This is a genomic window from Pectobacterium sp. PL64 (assembly GCF_022477975.1).
Classification (GTDB): Bacteria; Pseudomonadota; Gammaproteobacteria; order Enterobacterales; family Enterobacteriaceae; genus Pectobacterium; species Pectobacterium jejuense.
The window spans coordinates 1,690,411-1,711,018 of sequence record NZ_CP092070.1; the positions used below are offsets into that span (position 1 = coordinate 1,690,411).

Consider the following 20,608-nt stretch of genomic DNA (forward strand, 5'->3'; position numbering starts at 1 on the left):
TAAAGTCGTTCCGATCATCTGAGATCATCAAACGCCCTGTCTGGTTTATCCAACGGGGCGTTTTTTTTAACTTATCTTGAGCGTTTTGGGATGACCGTGCTGTACCGTCAATGACGGACTAACGAATCTTGGTTGGCGAACAGCCAAAGCGGGTTTTAAACCGTTCGGAAAAACGCGCTGAGGATTTATACCCACAGGCTTCGGCCAGACGCTGCATACTCCATGACGTCGTCTGTACCAGCATCATCGCGTGCTGCATTCGTGTCTCCAGCAGCAACACTTCAAAGCGTGTCTGCTCGGCGGATAACCTCCGGCGCAGTGTGGCCTCGCTCATCGCCAGCAGGCGGCCCGCAGACTGTGCGGTCCAATGGTGTTCCGGCTCTTTACTGATAAGTGCACGTAGCTGAGTGGTAACACCGGGCTGTGGCGGCGCGCCAAAACGATATCCCCGTTCCGACAGCGCCAGCAGCATATCCATCAGCCGCAGTTCGAGACGTGATTCATTCAGTGCGTTGCCCGTAATTCCCTCGACCAGATACTGCAATGTGTGGGTGAGGTCGTCATCCAGCGTGAGGGTAGTGAAGGGACGTGGATGATGCACAGGGGCTAATTTTTCAGGGTAGAGGTGATAAAACCGTGCCAGAAGCGTGGAGGAAAACGTCAGAAAGATCGACCGGAAAACGGAGTCATGGCCGCCGGGCGTTTTCGCCAGATCGGCGCTTGCGTCAGGCGTAATCAGACAAAGCTGAGATGGCGTGTCGACAACCGTCGTTTCGTTCTGTTCAAGAAGGGTTAATCGGCCAGAGAGAACCAGCAGAAGCGTGGCCTCATAAAAATGAAAACGCGTTGTCTGCTGCGGTGTGCGCAAGTGGGGCTGAGCTAGCGCACACAGGCCATGCCGCTGTAGCGGCTGGCCTGACGGCAATGTCCAGTCCGCCTCTGCACTAAGAGGCGGAGCAGCAGGGCGTAATACCGTCACGCCCATAGACGGCCATTCTTATAACGAGTCATTATCATAACTTATGATTATCACAACAATTCAGGATTCAGCGTATACAGCCCGGTGAGTGTCGCTTCTGCCAATACCGGTGCGTTAGCCAGCGCAGCGCGGACATTCGCTCCGTTAAGTTCACCTTCTATCGTTAAAGCAGGCGTCGCGAGAGCGTAGAGAGTAAAGATGTAATGGTGGACGACTGCATCGTTCCACGGTGGGCAAGGACCATCATAGCCATAGTAGGTGCCTTTCATCTGTTCGTCCGTGGCGAACCAGCCTGTGTAATCATTGATGCCGTGCCTGAGTCCTGCCGGTGCCTCCGGACCTGCTTTCCCACGCTGTGTGATGCCGCTGGAATGTGAAGCGGCAGGAATTTCGTTGATGCTGGCTGGAATGTCCAGCAATAGCCAATGGTAGAAATCGACACGCGGCAGAGAGGCGCTAACCTCGCGGCCTTCCTGATTCACATCGTCACCGCGGCTGGGTACATCTGGGTCGTGGCAGATCAATACGAAAGACTGTGTCCCTTCGGGCGCGCCGTGCCAGGCAAGATGGGGATTGTGGTTAGAAGACAGCGCAAGGTGGCTCGTTGCATCCGGTACAGCAAACGCAAATTCGCCTGGGATAATTTCGCCGTCCTGAAAACTGTGGCTGGAGAGTTGCAGCATGGTGGAGCTCCTTATCGTGATTCCGGTGGGTGTAGAATCATTATAGAAGAAGCTGCGCGTAATTATTTTCCTAATGCCGTCAGGATGATGCTTTTAGCGGTCAATTTGATGGGTTGAGATGCCATCGACTGTTAGGTGATGTCAAAAAAACGGCCTCCGAGAGGGGAAGCCGCAGTGACTAAGTCGAGGTGTATCGCGATAGAACGAGCGATTAACGACCCGCTTTTAGCTGCTGGAAGTAGGTTTCATACAGCGTGCTGGCGCTGCCGACATCGTTCTGCCATTCGCCTTTTGCGATGGTTTCATCATCTGGGTACAGCGTTTTGTCCCCTGAAACGTCTGGCGGCAGTAATTTTTTCGCCGCCAGGTTCGGCGTTGGATAACCGATCGTTTCCGCAACCTGTGCCGCGACTTCTGGGCGCAGCAGGAAGTCGATCAGCTTCATCGCACCGTCAACGTTTTTTGCATTGGCCGGAATCGCCAGACTGTCCATCCAGAAGATGCCGCCTTCTTTGGGCCAAATGACATCCAGCGGAGTACCGGCCTGACGCGCCACGTAGGCAGAACCATTCCACACCATACCCAGATTGACTTCACCTTCGATGAACGGGTTGCCGGGGTTGTCTGAGTTGAATGTCAGCACGTTCGGCATCAGAGCCTGCAGTTCTTTATAGGCCGCTTCAATCTCTTTGGGATCGGTAGTATTTGCGGAGTAACCCAGTTTACGCAGCGCGATTTGGAACACCTCACGCGCGTCATCCGTCAGCAGCAGGCTGTTTTTGTACTTTGTATCCCACAGATCGGCCCAACTGGTGACGCTGGCAGGGTCAATCATTTCGTGATTAATACCAATCGCCGTTGCGCCCCAGATGTAGGGAATGGAGTAGTCATTGTTCGGATCGAAAGATTTGTGCAGCAGATTCGGATCGAGATTATGGAAGTTGCTGAGCTTGCTGGTATCAATCTTTTGCAGCATGCCTTCTTTGCTCATCTTGGAGATGAAATAAGTTGAAGGCACGACCAAATCGTAGGCACCGTCCTTATAGGTCTTCAGCTTGGCATACATACTCTCGTTGGATTCATAGGTGGAGTAAATCACCTTGATGCCCGTTTCTTTAGTGAACTGTTCCAACAGGCCCGGCGGCACGTATTCGGTCCAGTTATAGAAATAGAGCGTTTTGCTATCGTCGGCGTTGGCGGTGCTGATGCCAAACGCCATCGCGCAGGCTGCCAGCAGGTGTGGCCACTTTTTCATTATATTTACCTCCTTACAGGTCCCAAAGGAAATACCAATGCTATAGAGCATGGTATGAAAAAAACGGTATTCATTGTGCTCGCTGCCACCTTATTTTCCGGTGCGGTCGCGTAAAATCAGCTGGCTACTGAGCACCAGCACCAGCGACAGAATGAGCAAAATCGTTGCCAGCGCGTTGACTTCTGGGGATACGCCGACCTTCACCATCGAGTAAATCTTCAACGGCAGAATCTCATACGCGGGCCCGGTGACAAACGAAGACACCACTACGTCATCCATCGACAGCGTAAAGCTGAGCAGCCAACTGGCGGCTACTGCCGGCATAGCCAGCGGAAGAATGATTTTGCGTAGAATAATCACTTCGCTGGCCCCCAAATCGCGCGCGGCTTCCAACATCCGCACGTCAAAGCCTTTCAGGCGCGAATAGACCGTCACTACCACAAACGGCAGGCAGAACGTGATATGGGAAAACAGCAGCGACCAGAATCCGAGCGATATTCCCAGCAGCATGAAGAGCACCAGCAGTGAGATCGCCATAACGATATCCGGCGACATCATCACCACGAACAGCATGCCGCCGACAAAAGGCTTGCCGCGAAAGCGGTAGCGATACAGTGCCACGGCCGTCAGGGAGCCAATCAGCGTGGCGAACGTCGCAGAAAAAACGGCCATTGTCAGTGAGTGCTGTGCGGCCTGAAGCAGGCTGTCGTTGTTTATCAGCAGCCGATACCAGTCCAGCGTAAATCCCTGCCAGTTGATGCCGAAACGCGCCTGATTAAACGAATTCACGATCAGAATGATGATCGGGATGTACAGGTAAGCGTAAATGATGGACATAAATCCACCGCGGATTAGGCGTCCGGTCATTCCAGCTCTCCCTTTTTATTCAGCAGGCGGGCCGTGCGGTAGTAGATAAACAGCAGTACGCCCATGACCAGCGTCAGGCAGATGCTGGTGGCGGCACCAAACGGCCAATCGCGGATATTGAGGAACTGGCTTTTAATGACGTTACCGATCAGCAAATTCTTAGCGCCGCCCATCAGATCGGCAACGAAGAACAAGCCCATCGCAGGTAGCAGCACCAGCAGGCAGCCGGCGATAATCCCCGGCATGGTCAGCGGGATCACCACGCGAATGAAGGTTTGCCATTTATTCGCCCCCAGATCGCGGGCGGCTTCGAGATAGGATTTATCGAGCTTCTCAATGCTGGAGTAGAGCGGCAGCACCATGAACGGCAGCAGGATATAAATCAGGCCGAGAATCACCGCTTCGGAGGTGTACATAATCCGGATCGGCGTATCGATAAGGCCCGTCCAGAACAGAAATTCATTCAGATGGCCGCGTGTACTCAGAAAGATTTTCAGGCCGTAAATGCGGATCAGCGAGTTGGTCCAAAACGGCACAATCAGCAGAAACAGCATCAGTGGCTGAATTTTTTTCGGTAAGCGCGCCAGAATAAAGGCAAACGGATAGCCCAGCAGCAGACAGCAGAGCGTGGCGATCACGGCCATGTTCAGCGAATGTAGCAGCACAGAGGCATAAAGCGGATCGGCCAGTCGCGTATAGTTTTCCAGCGTAAAGACCAAACTGACGAAATGGGTGTCATCGCGCGTCAGGAAACTGGTTCCGATGATCATCAGGTTGGGCAGGAAAACAAACAGCACCAGCCAGGCAACGATGAGTGTGATAATGATGTTTTGAAAGCGTTTACGCGACTTCTTCATCGTGCAGGACTACCTCCCAACTTTCCACCCAGGTGACGTCTACTTTCTGGTTGAGTGAATGGTCGAAGTCGGGATCGTCTTCGTTAAAGAACTCGCTGACCATGACCATCTTGCCGTTTTCCAGCTCAATGTTGGATTCCAGCGTCATGCCTTTATAGTTGCGCTCGCGCACGTAGCCCACCATGCCTTCCGCCTGCATGCCGTCGCCCAGTTCTTCGACGCGTAAATCTTCCGGCCGCAGCAGCACGTTGAGGTGTTGGCCGACGTTGACTGGAAAGCTGACGGTGATAACGCAGTCGTGGCCTTCGACCTGAGCGCGCACCCGCTGTTCGTCCAACTGCTCTAGCACCACGGCATCAAAGATATTGATTTCACCGATAAAGCTGGCGACGAACAGATTTTTCGGCTCTTCGTAGATTTCACGCGGCGTGCCGTCTTGCTCGATGCGTCCATCACGCATCACGACGATGCGGTCAGACATGGTCAGCGCTTCTTCCTGATCGTGCGTGACGAAAATAAAGGTGATGCCCAGCTTACGTTGCAGTGCCTTCAATTCGTTCTGCATCTGCTTACGCAGCTTATAATCGAGTGCGGACAGGGATTCATCCAGCAACAGAACCTTCGGCTGATTGACGACGGCGCGGGCGATGGCAACGCGCTGTTGTTGACCACCGGACAGCTGGTGCGGGCGACGCTGCGCCAGCTCCTCCAACTGCACCATTTTCAGCGCGTCAATCACGCGTGGCGTAATCTCTGCGGCAGGCGTTTTCTGCATGCGCAGGCCGAATGCCACGTTCTCAAACACGCTGAGATGAGGGAACAGGGCGTAGCTTTGAAATACGGTATTAACGTGCCGTTGCTCAGCAGGCTGGTGGGTAATGTCCTGCTTTTCCAGCATGACGTTGCCGCTATCGACCGTTTCCAGACCGGCAATCAGGCGTAATACGGTGGTTTTGCCGCAGCCGGATGGCCCGAGGATCGTCAGAAACTCACCGTTATTAATGGTGAGATTAAAATGTGAAATGATGTCTTTGCCATCAAAGCCTTTATGGACGTTGAGTAATTCAACGACCGGCACAGTCAGGGAGTTTTCTTTCATTAAGGTCTTGCTCTATGTCCTGATTTGGCCGATTAACGGTATGTCCGTTGCGATCGTACCAAGGGTTATCACCTTTCAGCCAGCGTGCGCAGTTAAGGGCGGCATTTTACGGGAAACGTTGCCTGACGCCAACTTGTGTGACCCACTTACTGCCGATTGATGGCGATTAAGCCAATGAGTGAGGGCGTATGTTTCCCGATTGTTACCTGATTTGGGCATTCTTCGTGACGTGGTCATCGCTTTTTGGCCTGAATTCTGGTCTGCCGGTTTGTTAAATCGGAAAAAAACTGACCTGACGCAATATTTACCGTGGTAGCCCTATCCATAATGCCTTTCAGGGTTCAGGGGGCATAAATAAGATGGATAAATTACTCGACAGATTTTTGAATTACGTTTCGTTCGATACACAGTCTAAATCCGGCGTTCGGCAGGTGCCGAGCACCGACGGTCAGTTGAAACTGGCGCGTGCGTTGCAGCAGGAACTGCTTGAGCTGGGATTTGAGCAAGTCGCGCTGAGCAAGCAGGGCTGCCTGATGGCGACGCTTCCTGCAAACGTTGCCTGGCCCGTTCCGGCCATTGGCTTTATTTCACATATGGATACGTCACCGGATTTTAGCGGTAAGAATGTTAATCCGCAGATTCTGGAAAACTACCGTGGCGGCGATATTGCCTTGGGCGTGGGAGATGAAGTGCTGTCACCCGTGATGTTCCCGGTGTTGCACCAGCTACTGGGACACACGCTGATTACCACAGACGGCAAAACGCTGCTGGGGGCGGATGATAAAGCGGGGATCGCGGAAATTATGACCGCGCTGGTGCGTCTGAAGAAAAGCCAGCTCCCCCACGGCGATATTCGCATTGCGTTTACGCCTGATGAAGAAATTGGCAAGGGTGCTCAGTTTTTTGATGTCAACGCGTTTAACGCACAGTGGGCTTATACCGTGGACGGCGGCGGTGTCGGCGAATTGGAGTATGAGAATTTTAATGCCGCATCGGTTCAGGTGAAAATCGTGGGCAACAATGTGCATCCTGGCAGCGCCAAAGGCGTGATGGTGAATGCGCTGACGTTGGCCTCTCGCTATCACCAGCATGTGCCAGAGAGTGAATCGCCGGAGCAGACGGACGGCTATCAGGGGTTCTATCATCTTCACACGATGAAAGGCTCTGTGGAGCGCGCAGACTTGCATTACATCGTCCGCGATTTTGACCGCAACGGCTTTGAACAACGTAAACAGACGATGCTGGATATTGCGGAAAAGGTCGGCGCGGGGCTGCACCCGGATTGCTACATTGAAGTCACGATTACCGATACCTATTACAACATGCGTGAGCAGGTTGAGCAGCATCCGCACATTATTGCGTTGGCGCAGCAGGCGATGCGGGATTGTGACATTGAGCCGAATATGAAGCCGATTCGCGGCGGCACCGATGGCGCACACCTGTCATTTCAAGGGCTACCGTGCCCGAACCTGTTTACCGGCGGCTATAACTATCATGGCAAACATGAATTTGTCACGCTGGAAGGCATGGAAAAGGCGGTGTCTGTGATTATGCGCATTGCCGAACTGACGGCGCTGCGCGCGAAGCCGTAAGTGTTTCCATTTTGCAGAGATGAATAAGGCGGGATATTCCCGCCTTATCTTTGTACTAACCCGTATTCAAGATGGGTCTTAATCCGCGAAATACCAGTAACCGCTGTTAATCAGAACGGTGAGCTGTGCGAGGAAAGAGGGATCTTCCAGCGCATCGCCCAGTTGTTCTGCACCAATAGCAGGATGCTCAGCCAGTGCAAACAGCGCTGCCTTGTGCGTACTGTTCACTTTTTCCCCGTTAACGAAGCAGCTATCGCCAACGCAGATGACCCGCAGGCCGCCTAAACGACGCAGTGGTTCACCCTGTTGCAGATATTCATACACTTCGCCAGCCTGATAAGGTGGCTCCGGCGGTGAGAGATCGAGCTCGTGACGGGACTGGGAAATAAATTCGCCAAACCAGTTCTGGAAATGCTCCGGCTGCTGCACCAGCTCCAGCATCATTTTTTGCAGTGCATCCAATTCTTGCGGCAGTACGCTGGCGATATGATCGCGGGGTGGAACATCAGGATCGCTGTAGCGATAGCTGCCGAGTTCGCGGGAAAGCACATAATCCGCAAAGCCGCTGACCAGCTCGCGAGCATTCGGCGCTCGGAAACCCACCGAGTAGTTCAGCGAGTTTTCCAGCGAATAGCCTTCGTGCGGGAAACCCGGTGGAATATAGATGATATCGCCCGGTTCCAGCTCCTCATCAATAATGGCGTCAAACGGATCGACTTGAAGTAGATCAGGATGCGGGCAGTGCTGCTTCATCGGTATTTTTTCACCGATGCGCCAGCGGCGACGCCCCGTTCCCTGAATGATGAAAACATCATACTGATCCAGATGTGGCCCTACGCCACCGCCGGGAACGGAAAATGAAATCATCAAATCATCGGTGCGCCAGTCCGGCAGCTGTCGAAAGGGCTGCATCAAGGCAGAAGAGGGCTCGTGCCAGTGATCGACGGCCTGCACCAACAGCGACCAGTTACTTTCCCCCAGATGATCGTAGCTCTCGAAAGGACCGTGGCTGACCTGCCAGCGCCCGTTCTGATGGCTGACCAGACGGCTATCTACCTCATTTTCCAACGCCAGACCAGCGAGCTCGTCGGGTGAAATCGGGTCGATAAAATTCGTGAAGCCGCCTTTAATCAGGAGCGGACGTTTTTGCCAGTAGTTCGCTAAAAAATCCTGCCAGTCGAGATTAAGCTGATAGTCCATACCGTTTTCCAGAAACTTGTTTTTGAGGAAATGACTGTTCTTGAAGATATGATTTTCCGTGAAATAATCAGTATTTTAAAACAATCAGTATTTTGGCGATAAGTATAGCGGAAGCATCGCGCGCTGTACTGCCTTTCACCCCTCATTCTGGCTCAGGTTCTGGCGGGAGAAAATAGCTTCGACTCGGGCACCGCCCAGTGCGCTGTCGCTGATGAGGATCTCACCCTGATACTGTTCGATAATTTCGACGGCAACGGCAAGGCCAATACCTTGTCCGGGGCGCATACGGTCGGCGCGTTGCCCACGCAGGAAAATCATTTCACGCTTGCTTTCGTGGATGCCGGGGCCATCATCATCGATAATCAGATGTAACTTGTGATCGGAGTATTGCACGCTAATTTCGACAAATTCCAGGCAGTACTTACAGGCGTTATCAAGAATATTGCCCAGCACTTCCATAAAGTCATTCTTCTCACCGACGAAGGTCAACTCGGGCGGAATATCGAGCGTCAACACCACGCCCTTGCGCTGATACACCTTATTTAACGCGGAACACAGGCCATCCAGCAGCGCCGGAACCGAGTGCACTTCACGTATCAGCAGATTATGTTCAGAGCGCACGCTGGCACGATGCAGGTAATAGCCAATTTGCTGTGAGATGCGGCTGATCTGCGACAGCATAATAGGTTCAGCCTGATCGATAGTGATCTCTTTGCCGGTTCGCAGCGCGCGTAACGTGGTCTGTAAAACCGCCAGCGGCGTTTTCAAACTGTGGGTGAGATCGGTGAGCGTTGTGCGGTACTTGTGATAGCGCTGCCGTTCGTTATTCAGCAGGATATTCAGGTTTTTCACCAGACTGAACAATTCGCGCGGTGGGTTTTCATCTAACTGATCGCGTGTGCCTTTTTCCAGCTCGGCGATCTGTTTCACCAGATGCTGAATAGGGCGCAGACTCCAGTGCGCGCCCAGCCAAAGCAGGGGAAGTACCAGCAGAAGGTTGGCGATCAGCACATAGCTGAACCATTCCCACACCACGTCTTCCTGCTGGAGTTCCTGCGGGATGCGGTCAACCACAACAATCGTGATGGAAGGGAGATGATCGGTCTTCGGGTAAACGTTCACGGCGATGGAGTGCGTTAACGCATTGCTATGCGCGCCATTCAGCGCCCGCAGGCTGCTCAGTAGTAAGGTATTGCCCGTTAATACCGCGCTGCTGGTATCGGTGTCGGTATCTAACTCGTGATAGGCCGTTTTGTTCAGCCACTCAGGATTGATTAGCGCTTCTAGCTCGGGAACATGCTTTTCGCGCCAGAGCACGTTGCCATGCTCATCGTATATCAACACCAGCGTGGGGAAATTGATGTCAACGTCGGGTGGCGTGACGATATTCAGCTGGTTATCGCGCCACTGCGCAAGGCTGTAGTAGAGGTTACTTTCGCCGCGTAGCAAACGGAATGAGGTTTTATCAAAGTTGACGCTGTACCCGATAATGGCGACGACGCCATAGGCGAGCGACAGCGCCAGCACGATGGCCGCTGTCGCGAGTAAAAAACGAATACGAAGCGAAAAGGGTAGCTTCTTATCGCTCATGCTGATCCTGGAGGGGGATCAATATCAAAGCGATATCCTTGTCCGCGCACGGTAGTGATCACATCCGGGGCTTCTGCCTGCTGAATTTTCTTGCGTAATCGCCCCATCAACACGTCGATGGTGTGGCTTTCCCGCAGTTCTGCATCGGGGTACAGCTGCAACATCAGCGACTCTTTGCTGACGACTTTGCCTTTATTGCGAATCAACGTCTCGATAATCGTGTATTCAAACGCGGTCAGCTTGATTGGGCCGCCGTGGATCATCAACTCGCGGCGCGATAAGTCGATCTCAAAGGGCGGCAGGCTGATAACCTGCGATGCCAGCCCGCTGTTGCGCCGCATCAGTGCCTGCAAGCGTGCCACAACTTCTTCCATATGGAACGGCTTGGTCACGTAATCGTCCGCACCGGCTTCCAGCACCGCAACTTTGTCCTGCCAGCCTTCACGGGCGGTCAGCACTAGAATCGGGAGCTTGACCTGATGGGTGCGCCAGCGACGGATCATGCTCATGCCGTCTTCGTCGGGTAGCCCGAGGTCGACAATGGCGATATCCGGCATATTCTCATGCAGAAAATAATCCGCTTCTTTGGCGTCAGACGCCGCGTCAACCTGATGCCCCATTTCGTTCATCTGAACGGTTAAATGGTGGCGCAATAATACATTATCTTCAACGACCAGAATTCGCATCGCTATATCCTCTGTCGAATAGATAGAATCATATTTATCAAAATACCTTGATGCACTCTATCTTCCACGTATGTCGCCCCCGCGTATCAACATTATACGCAGAGAACGTTATTTATTTTATTTGTTAAATTATCCACAGGGAGAATAAACCGGGTATAAACAGGCTGGAAATGGTTGGTTTTATGCAAAACTGGCGGGCAGGGCGCCCGCCAGAGAGAGGTCACGTTCGGGTTTGAGAACGGTTATTTCAGATCATCGACCATTGCGATAGCACGGCCGATATAGTTGGCTGGTGTCATCGCCTTCAGGCGCGTTTTTTCCGCTTCTGGCAACGCCAGACCATCAATAAATTCCTGAATACCGGCAGCATCAACACGTTTGCCACGCGTCAGCTCTTTCAGCTTCTCGTACGGCTTTTCAATTCCGTAGCGGCGCATCACTGTTTGGATTGGCTCTGCCAATACTTCCCAGTTGTGATCAAGTTCGTCAGCCAGACGATCGCGGTTCACTTCCAGTTTGCTGATGCCTTTCATCGTGGCCTGATACGCAATCAGCGCATAGCCCACGCCGACGCCCAGATTACGCAGTACAGTAGAGTCAGTGAGGTCACGCTGCCAACGGGAAACCGGCAGTTTGCTAGCCAGATGCCCCAGAACGGCGTTAGCCAGGCCCAGGTTGCCTTCCGAGTTTTCGAAGTCAATCGGGTTAACTTTATGTGGCATGGTGGAGGAGCCGATTTCGCCAGCAATAGTCTTCTGCTTGAAGTGATTCAGGGCAATATAGCCCCAAATGTCACGGTCAAAGTCGATCAAAATCGTGTTGAAACGCGCGATGCAGTCAAACAGCTCGGCGATGTAATCGTGCGGTTCGATCTGCGTGGTGTACGGGTTCCAGTTGATGCCCAATGAGGTAACAAAACTTTCGCTGAACTGGTGCCAATCCACTTCTGGGTAGGCTGCCAGATGAGCGTTATAGTTACCGACGGCACCATTAATCTTGCCCAGAATCTCAACCTGTTGCAGTTGGCGATATTGGCGGTCCATACGGTAAGCGACGTTAGCGAACTCTTTACCGATAGTGGATGGCGTAGCGGGCTGACCGTGTGTACGGGAAAGCAGCGGGATATCGCGGTATTCCTGTGCCAGCGTTTTCAGCGCATCAATAATTTGACGCCAGTGCGGCAGGATCACATCGCGGCGAGCGGTATCCAGCATCAGCGCATGAGACAGGTTGTTGATGTCTTCTGAAGTACAGGCGAAGTGGATGAATTCGTTGACGGCGTGTAGCGCCGGAATAGCGGCAACTTTCTCTTTCAGGAAGTACTCAACGGCTTTCACGTCGTGGTTGGTCGTACGCTCGATAGTTTTAATGCGGGCCGCATCTTCTTCACTGAATTCGGCGACAATTTTATCAAGGAAAGCGTTTGCGTCAGCGTCAAATGCAGGAACTTCCTGGATCTCTGCACAGGCTGCCAGTTTTTGCAGCCAACGTACTTCAACCTGCACACGGAATTTCAGCAAACCGAATTCGCTGAAAATGGTGCGCAACGTGCTGACTTTATCGCCGTAGCGTCCATCGATAGGGGAAACGGCGGTCAGTGAGGATAATTCCATCGCAAGCAACTCCTGAGATTGGTTTCAATAACGATTAATTTCAATAAAAACGATTAACTTCAGTAAGAACAATGAGTTATTAACAATAATCCATTTCGCGACGCTGGCGTTACTCACACCAGCGTCGCTCATGGCGGCAAGAATACCATCAATCGGCTGGGCAACGCGCCAATATCTGTTTTGCTTCTTTAACCAACTTGCCGCGTGAGAGCATCAGCTGTAAGCGTCCGCCGCCAATTTGCTGCCAGAGCACCGCAGAGCGGATACCGGCCAGCAGTGCCGCGCGCACTTTAGCCTGCACCTGACTGTTTTTCAGCACTTCCGGGGAACCGGTAACCTGAATACGTGGCCCCAGCGTACTGATGACATCCACATAAATCGCTGCCAGCGCGCTCACAATCGTTTCGGAGAGCAGGTCAAAATGCTCCAGTTGGCGTTCCAACTGCCCGATGCGTTTGCCCAATTCGTCAAGCGCGGCAGACTTCGCATTCAGCTTGCGCTCTAGCGCAATCAGGCTGAAAGCGTAGCGTGATAGTTCTGCACCCGCGCCTTTGTTGCTGCTGGTATTCAGAATCCCTAACAGCGTTTCCAGCCCAACTTTCAGGTTTTGCTCGTCATTGCCGTAAACGACCAACGTGGACGCCGGATTGAGATTCAAAACGCTGTTCAGCGAGGTATGCAGCACATCGTTATTACAGCTACCGGTATGGGCCAACTGCTGGACTACATACGCCGATTGGCAAATGCCCGCTAACGCCAGCGTAATGTCATGATAGTTCTTAGCCACGGTTACTCCTGTAAGCGTTCTTCAATGATGGCGCCGCCAAGGCAAACGTCGTCCAGATAAAAGACGGCGGATTGGCCCGGAGTCACGGCTGCGACTGGCTCATCAAAACGCACGGTAATGCGATCGTCGCCCAGTGGCGTGACGGTGCAGGGGATATCCGCCTGACGATAACGGGTTTTCACCGTACAACGTAATTCAGCGGTGAGCGGCTGACGATCGACCCAGTGTAACTGCTGTGCGATTAAACCGTACGACATCAGGCGAGGGTGTTCGTGACCCATGAGCGACATAAAGAATATTGTTGGCGACATCTTTATCCACCACGTACCAAGGGTCTTCGCCGCCGTCTTTGACGCCGCCAATACCCAGACCTTTGCGTTGCCCCAGCGTGTGGTACATCAGCCCTTGATGCTGTCCCATCGGTTTGTTGTCATCGACGGACAGAATCGGACCCGGCTGTGCAGGCAGGTAGCGCGCCAGAAAATCGGTGAATTTGCGCTCACCGATGAAGCAAATACCGGTAGAGTCTTTTTTCTTCGCGGTTGCCAGTTCCAGCTCTTCGGCAATTTTACGGACCTGCGGTTTTTCCAGCTCACCGACCGGGAACAGGCTCTGTGCGATCTGCTCGTGGCTCAGCGTATAAAGAAAATAGCTCTGGTCTTTGTTGCCGTCCATACCGCGTAGCAAACGACTCTTGCCGTCAACGTCGTGACGACGGACATAGTGGCCTGTCGCGATGTAGTCTGCCCCGAGATCCTCGGCGGCGAATTCCAGGAAGGCTTTGAATTTGATTTCTTTGTTGCACAGGATATCGGGGTTGGGGGTACGGCCCGCTTTGTATTCTTCAAGGAAGAGTTCAAACACGTTATCCCAATATTCAGCGGCAAAGTTGACGGTATGTAATTCGATACCCAGCTTGTCACAAACGGCCTGCGCATCGGCAAGGTCGGTGGCCGCTGAGCAATACTCTGTGTCGTCGTCCTCTTCCCAGTTCTTCATGAACAGGCCTTCAACATGATAGCCCTGTTGCTGTAACAGGTAAGCGGAAACGGAGGAATCAACACCGCCGGACATACCGACAATCACTTTTTTCTGGCTGTTATCTGACATGGAAGTCTCACGAACTGAAATTTACTGACGCATTGATGCGAAAAACAAGCGGCATATTTTAGCATGTTGAGCCGAGGGCTGCATCGCTATTCCTGCCGCGCAGTGGTCAGGCCATTCACGGCAGGTTTATAAACAGACCTCTGTCTAAAAAGGCCAGTTGAACGCACCCAATACGGTTAATGGATAGCGTTCTGGCTGCTGATAGCAGCGAATACTTTCGGCCACCAGCGGCGAACGAAGCTGGCGAGAATGCAGAATTTCCTCGGCAGTCAGCCAGCGGCAGCATTCTATATCGCTGTCGTGCGGCTGGGTGTCGACCCGCGTAGGCAGATCGAGTGCGAAGCAAAAACGTAAAAACGGCGTGTTGTCGGGGGCGATCCATTGGTGCAGACGCAAGAAACTCTGCGGTGTGGCCTGAATACCCGTTTCTTCCCACAGCTCACGGCTTGCCGCCTGAATCAGCGTCTCATCGGCTTCCAGATGGCCCGCGGGCTGGTTCCACAATAATTTATCGTTAATTAACTCTTCGACGACCAGAAAATGGTTTTCGGCCTGAACCACACAGGCGACTGTCACATGGGGTTTAAACATCCATTATCTCCTTCCATTCTCCGGGTAACAGGTTTTCTACCGTCTGATTGGCCATGCCGTATCGAATCAGACGCAATGTAGGATACCCGATATTTGCCGTCATACGACGAACTTGCCGATTGCGGCCTTCATGTAGCGTGATTTTTAACCAGCACTCGGGAATGCTTTTACGCTCGCGTATAGGCGGATTACGCGGCCACAGCCAACTGGGTTCCGGTACGATCTCCGCGCCGGCGGGTAGCGTTTTGCCGTCATTCAGATCTAAACCCGTACGAAAGCGCGTCAGTGCGGCGTCGTCAGGAATACCTTCGACCTGAACATAGTAAATTTTGGCCGTTTTTTGCGTCGGTTGGGTCAGCCGAGCCTGAAGTTTGCCGTCATTGGTGAGAATCATCAGGCCTTCGCTGTCGCGATCCAGACGCCCGGCGGCATAAATACCGCTAATCGGAATATAATCTTTCAGCGTGCGGCGTCCGGCTTCATCAGTGAATTGCGGTAGCACATCGAAGGGTTTATTGAACAAAACGATGCGGCGCGGCGCGTTGTCAGGCTGTCTTTTTCTTGCCGGCTGTGAGCTGAATCGTTTAACTTTGTGATTTTTAACAGAGAATTTATTCATCATCTTTATAGTCGCGGATAACAAAAGCATTATACTCAAATGGTTTGCGATTGGCGCGGGCTAAATATTCAAGTAGTATTGACACGCATCTTACAAGTCATTAACAAAATTGCGCTCGAAGGAGAGGTTAATGGAAAGCAAAGTAGTTGTACCGACAGAAGGTCAGAAAATCACGGTTGACGCTCAAGGCAAACTGGTTGTTCCAAACAATCCGGTCATTCCGTTTATCGAAGGCGACGGTATTGGTATCGATGTAACGCCAGCTATGATCAACGTCGTTGACGCCGCCGTGAAGAAAGCCTATCAGGGCAAGCGCGCGATTTCCTGGATGGAAATCTATACGGGTGAAAAATCCACGCAAGTCTACGGTAAAGATGTTTGGCTGCCGGAAGAAACACTGGATTTGATCCGTGAATACCGTGTGGCAATTAAGGGCCCGCTGACAACGCCAGTCGGTGGTGGTATTCGTTCTCTGAACGTTGCACTGCGCCAACAGTTGGATCTGTATGTTTGCCTGCGTCCGGTACGCTACTACGAAGGTACACCTAGCCCGGTTAAACAGCCTGAGCTGACCGACATGGTGATCTTCCGCGAAAACGCCGAAGACATTTATGCAGGTATCGAGTGGAAAGCGGGCTCTGCTGAAGCAGACAAAGTGATCAAATTCCTGCGTGAAGAAATGGGCGTTAACAAAATCCGTTTCCCTGAGCAGTGTGGTATCGGCGTGAAGCCGTGCTCCGAAGAAGGTACCAAACGTCTGGTTCGCGCCGCAATCGAATACGCGATCACCAACGACCGTGATTCCGTCACGCTGGTACACAAAGGCAACATCATGAAATTCACCGAAGGCGCGTTCAAAGACTGGGGATACCAGTTGGCGCGTGAAGAATTCGGCGGTGAGCTGATCGATGGCGGCCCGTGGGTGAAAATCAAGAACCCGAACACTGGCAAAGAGATCGTAGTAAAAGACGTGATTGCCGATGCGTTCCTGCAACAAATCCTGCTGCGTCCTGCTGAATACGATGTCATCGCCTGTATGAACCTGAACGGTGACTACATTTCTGATGCCCTGGCTGCACAGGTTGGCGGTATCGGTATTGCACCGGGCGCGAACATCGGTGACGAATGCGCACTGTTTGAAGCCACGCACGGTACTGCACCGAAATATGCGGGTCAGGATAAAGTGAACCCAGGTTCCGTGATCCTGTCTGCTGAAATGATGCTGCGTCACCTGCAATGGTTCGAAGCGGCTGACCTGATTGTTAAGGGCGTTGAAGGCGCGATCAAGAACAAGACCGTGACTTACGATTTCGAACGTCTGATGGAAGGCGCTAAACTACGGAAATGTAGTGAGTTTGCGCAAGACATCATCGATAACATGTAATCTTACTGTTATCACATTGATCGGCGGGGGCGCTTTGCTCTCGCTGATTTTTAACATCGAAAAAAGCTATTCAGTAAAATCGCAGTAAAATTCCTCAGTAAAATAGAGTGAAAAATCACCACGTTGATTGTGATATCTATCCTGCTTTAATCTGAATTGTTAACCAATCTTTACCGCGATCGTCGTTATAGCTATCTGTCTGCTGCTGTGATTTATGGCCTAGAAGCATTCGAGTATCGACGTCACCTTGCTCCCTATAAAGCCGCTCTGCTAATGACCGCTGTTCGTGAAATGTCGGTGGTGTACCGTTTTCCCACACAAGCGCCGTTTTATCTCTGGCTGCACTGAATCGCATCGTAATGGTTCTGGATGCCACGGCAGCGCCACGCTCTGCTTGTGAGGTGGAACGAAAGAAGTGAACCAGATGAGGGCTGACAACGTAATCTCTGCACCGTGCAATAACATCGCGCAGCGTCCATCCTGTGGCATTGGATTTCAGTGATAGTGGGATGGCAACCCGGGCGCCTGTTTTCTCTTGAACAACATGTAGGTGGTCATCCCAGATATCTGAAAATTTCATATTGGCAATATCCCCTAAGCGTTGTGCTGTCACCAGAGCAAGTAGCATGGCGTTCCCCATGTATTGATGTTGAGCATCGGCCACATCAAAAATGGCCTGCCATTCATCCAGATCCAAACGCTGGCGTTGAATTCTTTTACGTGGCTGCTTGGTGGCAAGTGCAGGGTTATAACCAGGGGGGACTTCACCAGCATGCTGCGCCTCTTTGAAAACATCAATGAGAACGGAGCGAACTACCTGCGCCATGCGCGATTGTCCGTTAGCTTTGTAGTCATCTAAAATTTCTGCAATATCTTTAGCCCCTACCTCCGTGAGTAATTTCATTCCTACGTGTTGATTAAATAAGGATACGGGTTTATTGCGCTGTTTGTGAGTATTGGGCTTGATGTCGCCAGATTTCAACCTCTCGTCTTGAATCGCTTTATATTTTTCCAACCAACCGCTTACTGTTATACCTTTTCCTGAAATTGCCAGAGTACGTTCACGGATAGCAAATGCCTGCTTCACCTGTTGCTCGCTAATTCGTAGGTTGGCTTCTATTGCGATTGCGGTAGCGTCAGCCTCATTTGTTCCAAGTCCGTGCCTTTTACCCGTTAAAGGGTGTTTATATTGCCAATAAACCCGCTTAGTTCGCGGGTCGGTAAAACAAAATAGATTTTGTACTTTGATGTTATGTTTCCGAGGTCTACCGGCCATCTGAAAGAATCCTTTTCAGCAGTGGGTTATCTGATTTATTTATTGTGGGTTCGGAGATCATGCCTATAAAGCGGGCATCTTGTTCTACCATCCATTTACGCCCGACTTTTTTCGGTGGGGGGGAAATCATGTTGCGCCGAGCGTAGTTATTTAATGTATTTTGCGATGGCGCAGCATCACCAAATTCATCTATTGCCCACTCTTTGAGTTTTTTCATTCGCGCCATTGGTCAGTCCTTGTATAAAAGGGCATGCCAAAGACACACCCGTATTTTGGTCGTTTGGTGAGTGTAGGGAAGGGGCTTAGGTTAGAAGAAAGTCCAGGTTTCCGTTTCGGCGTTATGGCCGAAGTTGTATCCGATCTGAGGGGATGACAAATCCAGTTTTTTCATTTCTTCAACAACGGTGGTGATAATGGCGATATCCTGCTTTAACCGTTCCAGGTGATATTTCTTTCGACGTAGCAGGCTTTCTAACGCCAGTCGCTGTGATGGAAAGGCAAAAGAGCGTTCTGCTGATTTGGCGACTTTCTTGATCGCGTATCGCATATTTTTCTTTTTCCATCCGTCGAGCCATCGAGCCTTATCCCGATCGATATCATAATCCTTAGCCCAGCGAGCAGGGCATAGAAAGGCATAGCTATTGGTCTGGTGAAAGGCAATATATTGCTCGGCGATAACTTCAATTCCCGCCTCCTGAATGGTTTCAAAATATCGCCAGTAGACGGGGTGGCCGTTATATTCAGTTTTCGATTCTGGGAATGGAACTGACCAGGTTTGAGGCATGTGTTCCTCCTAAATTTAGGAAATAAAAAAGCCGCTGGTTAGGCGGCTTATTGGTATTTTTATAATCAAGGGGTTTTTAACTCAAGAATACCTCGATAATGCAACTCATTAACCATAAACATTGCGCATATGATTGATATGTAATATGCCGCAGCAGATAGTTTTATGATGTTCTTTTGTTTGATAGATGTTGAGTATGGTATATTCTTCATAATGGTTACGCTGTATACCCCATCATCTAAAATGGATGATACTATCTCAGTGTTTAATGCCCCACAATAATTTATTTCTTTCACTGTTATGGTTTCAGCAGTTTTAATAATTAGATCAATATCAGATGAACTTATCTCATGGTCAATGTTATGAGCAAATTTATTTCTAATGGAGTTAAATGATAACAAGGCATTTGCTAGTGAAACTGGTAGCCCTAATGCCACGGATAATTCAATCTTTGGCATAAAATATCTTGTTGGTTTTACAAAACTCTCTGTGCCTGGTTTTCGTATGTTTTCAATGTATATGTTTAAGAAGTTTTCATGAATTAATGTTATTTTAACCGTTGCTGCTGCCTCATCACTTAATGATGCTACCTGTGCGAATTTTTTCTGGTCAGTGAAATACCCCATATTGTTTCCGATCGCTACATACCCATTAGGTATACTGCTACTTTCATTTTTCATTTTCTCTCCAATTCAGTTCTATCTTGTGTTTTTTTATTAAAGACCAATCTACATATACTGCAATGTGTAGTTAGGGGGAGAGAGCCGTATCACAGAACGGATGCGGCTATGTTATGGAAATATCAGCAGAGGATTAATCGTAGTGCGGGTAGGAAAAGTCATCAGGATAGCAATCAATGATGATTTTTGACTGCCCGTAGTACAGGGCAAACATCATTTTTTCCCAGTCTCTGCGGATAAGATCGGTGCTGAGATGGTCTTGTACGAGCTTGTCATCGATCGCTGCTGCATAAATACGATAGACCTGCTCGCCTTCAAATACTTCGCCATCAACTGGAGCAAGGCTTAAGCGATTGTTGGGGCGTGCGGTTGATAAGGAATGGCGGTTTTTCCGGCTGCTTTCTGGCTTTTTATCGAAATAGATAGTCCGGTAATCGTCACAGGGGTAACTTCCGTCTACGATCTCAAGTGAGGGTGAGTCCCAGCCTTCTTCGGCGGCACGCTCTGCGTTATCTTTGATAAACGCCTCCATCAATGCGCTTAACTTGATAACTGGTAACAACAACTTTTCATCCATGACATCGTTAAGCACTGCCTCTGCTTTAGCAATCATGTCATTTGCTATACCGCTGCTGGCGAAGGTGGCGCGTAGGCGTTCTTCGATCATGGCGTTGTATCGCCCAAGGTCTACAACACGTTCTATGCCGCCCGGTAATGCGTTTTTGAAAGCATCTTTAACGCCTTTGCCAAAATTATCCCAAGTGCAAAAGGAATCTTTGACGACTTCTTCAACGAAGCGTGCAACATGCTTGTCGATGATTTCCAGCATTGCGGGGCTAGCGGCGAATTGAGTAATGCGGCTTGCCAGCAATTCGGGAAGGGGGAGCGTATTTAGTGCAGACGTGTCTACAGTAGTGCTTTTTTCAGTGGTGCTATTGGTCATTGGTCAGTCCTTA

At 51.0% G+C, this 20,608-nt stretch carries 20 protein-coding genes and 1 pseudogene; 2 read left to right on the forward strand and 19 right to left on the reverse strand.

Annotated features, from left to right (window positions below; all coding sequences use genetic code 11):
• Nucleotides 1-118: 118 nt before the first annotated feature.
• The 6 genes from HP572_RS07300 to potA form a co-directional block, all read right to left on the reverse strand.
• The gene (locus HP572_RS07300; RefSeq protein ID WP_240585199.1) at nucleotides 119-985 is read right to left on the reverse strand and encodes an AraC family transcriptional regulator; all 867 of its coding nucleotides are present in this window, start codon (nucleotides 983-985) and stop codon (nucleotides 119-121) included.
• A gap of 44 nt (nucleotides 986-1,029) precedes the next feature.
• Nucleotides 1,030-1,662, reverse strand: a complete 633-nt coding sequence (locus tag HP572_RS07305; protein ID WP_240585200.1) for a YbhB/YbcL family Raf kinase inhibitor-like protein — start codon at nucleotides 1,660-1,662, stop codon at nucleotides 1,030-1,032.
• A gap of 211 nt (nucleotides 1,663-1,873) precedes the next feature.
• Complete coding sequence (gene potD / locus HP572_RS07310) at nucleotides 1,874-2,917, reverse strand: spermidine/putrescine ABC transporter substrate-binding protein PotD (protein WP_240585201.1); 1,044 nt, start codon at nucleotides 2,915-2,917, stop codon at nucleotides 1,874-1,876.
• 90 nt (nucleotides 2,918-3,007) lie between these two features.
• Nucleotides 3,008-3,784 (reverse strand): spermidine/putrescine ABC transporter permease PotC, encoded by a 777-nt coding sequence (potC, locus tag HP572_RS07315; protein ID WP_039277487.1) that lies wholly within the window; start codon nucleotides 3,782-3,784, stop codon nucleotides 3,008-3,010.
• Nucleotides 3,781-4,641 (reverse strand): spermidine/putrescine ABC transporter permease PotB, encoded by an 861-nt coding sequence (potB, locus tag HP572_RS07320; protein WP_240585202.1) that lies wholly within the window; start codon nucleotides 4,639-4,641, stop codon nucleotides 3,781-3,783. The genes potC and potB overlap by 4 nt, the downstream gene beginning before the upstream one ends.
• Nucleotides 4,625-5,740, reverse strand: coding sequence for a spermidine/putrescine ABC transporter ATP-binding protein PotA (gene potA, locus HP572_RS07325; RefSeq protein ID WP_240585203.1), 1,116 nt, complete (start codon nucleotides 5,738-5,740; stop codon nucleotides 4,625-4,627). Before potA ends, potB begins: the two co-directional genes overlap by 17 nt.
• A gap of 359 nt (nucleotides 5,741-6,099) precedes the next feature.
• Between potA and pepT the strand changes: the two genes are divergently transcribed.
• A complete protein-coding gene (pepT, locus tag HP572_RS07330) occupies nucleotides 6,100-7,332 on the forward strand; it encodes a peptidase T (protein ID WP_240585204.1) in 1,233 nt (410 codons plus the stop codon).
• 78 nt (nucleotides 7,333-7,410) lie between these two features.
• Here pepT and HP572_RS07335 read toward each other — a convergent pair whose 3' ends face one another.
• From HP572_RS07335 to rluE, 8 genes and pseudogenes are all read right to left on the reverse strand, one after another.
• On the reverse strand, nucleotides 7,411-8,532 hold the full coding sequence (locus HP572_RS07335) for a cupin domain-containing protein (protein WP_240585205.1): 1,122 nt from the start codon (nucleotides 8,530-8,532) through the stop codon (nucleotides 7,411-7,413).
• A gap of 135 nt (nucleotides 8,533-8,667) precedes the next feature.
• On the reverse strand, nucleotides 8,668-10,122 hold the full coding sequence (gene phoQ / locus HP572_RS07340; RefSeq protein ID WP_205550682.1) for a two-component system sensor histidine kinase PhoQ: 1,455 nt from the start codon (nucleotides 10,120-10,122) through the stop codon (nucleotides 8,668-8,670).
• A complete protein-coding gene (gene phoP, locus HP572_RS07345; RefSeq protein ID WP_240585206.1) occupies nucleotides 10,119-10,808 on the reverse strand; it encodes a two-component system response regulator PhoP in 690 nt (229 codons plus the stop codon). The genes phoQ and phoP overlap by 4 nt, the downstream gene beginning before the upstream one ends.
• Before the next feature lie 242 nt (nucleotides 10,809-11,050).
• A complete protein-coding gene (gene purB, locus HP572_RS07350; protein WP_010275755.1) occupies nucleotides 11,051-12,421 on the reverse strand; it encodes an adenylosuccinate lyase in 1,371 nt (456 codons plus the stop codon).
• A 148-nt stretch (nucleotides 12,422-12,569) separates the two neighbouring features.
• A complete protein-coding gene (gene hflD, locus HP572_RS07355) occupies nucleotides 12,570-13,208 on the reverse strand; it encodes a high frequency lysogenization protein HflD (RefSeq protein ID WP_240585207.1) in 639 nt (212 codons plus the stop codon).
• A 2-nt stretch (nucleotides 13,209-13,210) separates the two neighbouring features.
• A pseudogene (mnmA, locus tag HP572_RS07360) lies at nucleotides 13,211-14,318 on the reverse strand (tRNA 2-thiouridine(34) synthase MnmA).
• A 144-nt stretch (nucleotides 14,319-14,462) separates the two neighbouring features.
• A complete protein-coding gene (locus tag HP572_RS07365; RefSeq protein ID WP_095994441.1) occupies nucleotides 14,463-14,909 on the reverse strand; it encodes an NUDIX hydrolase in 447 nt (148 codons plus the stop codon).
• The gene (gene rluE, locus HP572_RS07370) at nucleotides 14,902-15,528 is read right to left on the reverse strand and encodes a 23S rRNA pseudouridine(2457) synthase RluE (RefSeq protein WP_240585719.1); all 627 of its coding nucleotides are present in this window, start codon (nucleotides 15,526-15,528) and stop codon (nucleotides 14,902-14,904) included. Before rluE ends, HP572_RS07365 begins: the two co-directional genes overlap by 8 nt.
• 130 nt (nucleotides 15,529-15,658) lie before the next feature.
• On the opposite strand from rluE, the gene icd reads away from it, so the two are divergent.
• Nucleotides 15,659-16,912, forward strand: coding sequence for an NADP-dependent isocitrate dehydrogenase (gene icd, locus HP572_RS07375; RefSeq protein WP_039286734.1), 1,254 nt, complete (start codon nucleotides 15,659-15,661; stop codon nucleotides 16,910-16,912).
• Nucleotides 16,913-17,048: 136 nt separating this feature from the next.
• Here icd and HP572_RS07380 read toward each other — a convergent pair whose 3' ends face one another.
• The 5 genes from HP572_RS07380 to HP572_RS07400 form a co-directional block, all read right to left on the reverse strand.
• Nucleotides 17,049-18,188, reverse strand: a complete 1,140-nt coding sequence (locus HP572_RS07380) for a phage integrase Arm DNA-binding domain-containing protein (protein WP_240585208.1) — start codon at nucleotides 18,186-18,188, stop codon at nucleotides 17,049-17,051.
• Nucleotides 18,178-18,414, reverse strand: a complete 237-nt coding sequence (locus tag HP572_RS07385) for an excisionase (RefSeq protein ID WP_039315419.1) — start codon at nucleotides 18,412-18,414, stop codon at nucleotides 18,178-18,180. Before HP572_RS07385 ends, HP572_RS07380 begins: the two co-directional genes overlap by 11 nt.
• 81 nt (nucleotides 18,415-18,495) lie before the next feature.
• Nucleotides 18,496-18,972, reverse strand: coding sequence for a hypothetical protein (locus tag HP572_RS07390; protein WP_240585209.1), 477 nt, complete (start codon nucleotides 18,970-18,972; stop codon nucleotides 18,496-18,498).
• Between the two features lie 65 nt (nucleotides 18,973-19,037).
• Nucleotides 19,038-19,652, reverse strand: a complete 615-nt coding sequence (locus tag HP572_RS07395) for a hypothetical protein (protein WP_240585210.1) — start codon at nucleotides 19,650-19,652, stop codon at nucleotides 19,038-19,040.
• A 133-nt stretch (nucleotides 19,653-19,785) separates the two neighbouring features.
• Nucleotides 19,786-20,595, reverse strand: coding sequence for a hypothetical protein (locus HP572_RS07400; protein ID WP_240585211.1), 810 nt, complete (start codon nucleotides 20,593-20,595; stop codon nucleotides 19,786-19,788).
• Nucleotides 20,596-20,608 lie beyond the last annotated feature (13 nt).

Excerpts from the sequence above, each read along its gene's own strand:
- HP572_RS07300 (WP_240585199.1), bottom strand. The coding sequence starts at position 985 with ATGGGCGTGACGGTATTACGCCCTGCTGCTCCGCCTCTTAGTGCAGAG.
- HP572_RS07305 (WP_240585200.1), bottom strand. The coding sequence starts at position 1,662 with ATGCTGCAACTCTCCAGCCACAGTTTTCAGGACGGCGAAATTATCCCA.
- potD (WP_240585201.1), bottom strand. The coding sequence starts at position 2,917 with ATGAAAAAGTGGCCACACCTGCTGGCAGCCTGCGCGATGGCGTTTGGC.
- potC (WP_039277487.1), bottom strand. The coding sequence starts at position 3,784 with ATGACCGGACGCCTAATCCGCGGTGGATTTATGTCCATCATTTACGCT.
- potB (WP_240585202.1), bottom strand. The coding sequence starts at position 4,641 with ATGAAGAAGTCGCGTAAACGCTTTCAAAACATCATTATCACACTCATC.
- potA (WP_240585203.1), bottom strand. The coding sequence starts at position 5,740 with ATGAAAGAAAACTCCCTGACTGTGCCGGTCGTTGAATTACTCAACGTC.
- pepT (WP_240585204.1), top strand. The coding sequence starts at position 6,100 with ATGGATAAATTACTCGACAGATTTTTGAATTACGTTTCGTTCGATACA.
- HP572_RS07335 (WP_240585205.1), bottom strand. The coding sequence starts at position 8,532 with ATGGACTATCAGCTTAATCTCGACTGGCAGGATTTTTTAGCGAACTAC.
- phoQ (WP_205550682.1), bottom strand. The coding sequence starts at position 10,122 with ATGAGCGATAAGAAGCTACCCTTTTCGCTTCGTATTCGTTTTTTACTC.
- phoP (WP_240585206.1), bottom strand. The coding sequence starts at position 10,808 with ATGCGAATTCTGGTCGTTGAAGATAATGTATTATTGCGCCACCATTTA.
- purB (WP_010275755.1), bottom strand. The coding sequence starts at position 12,421 with ATGGAATTATCCTCACTGACCGCCGTTTCCCCTATCGATGGACGCTAC.
- HP572_RS07365 (WP_095994441.1), bottom strand. The coding sequence starts at position 14,909 with ATGTTTAAACCCCATGTGACAGTCGCCTGTGTGGTTCAGGCCGAAAAC.
- rluE (WP_240585719.1), bottom strand. The coding sequence starts at position 15,528 with ATGAATAAATTCTCTGTTAAAAATCACAAAGTTAAACGATTCAGCTCA.
- icd (WP_039286734.1), top strand. The coding sequence starts at position 15,659 with ATGGAAAGCAAAGTAGTTGTACCGACAGAAGGTCAGAAAATCACGGTT.
- HP572_RS07380 (WP_240585208.1), bottom strand. The coding sequence starts at position 18,188 with ATGGCCGGTAGACCTCGGAAACATAACATCAAAGTACAAAATCTATTT.
- HP572_RS07385 (WP_039315419.1), bottom strand. The coding sequence starts at position 18,414 with ATGGCGCGAATGAAAAAACTCAAAGAGTGGGCAATAGATGAATTTGGT.
- HP572_RS07390 (WP_240585209.1), bottom strand. The coding sequence starts at position 18,972 with ATGCCTCAAACCTGGTCAGTTCCATTCCCAGAATCGAAAACTGAATAT.
- HP572_RS07395 (WP_240585210.1), bottom strand. The coding sequence starts at position 19,652 with ATGAAAAATGAAAGTAGCAGTATACCTAATGGGTATGTAGCGATCGGA.
- HP572_RS07400 (WP_240585211.1), bottom strand. The coding sequence starts at position 20,595 with ATGACCAATAGCACCACTGAAAAAAGCACTACTGTAGACACGTCTGCA.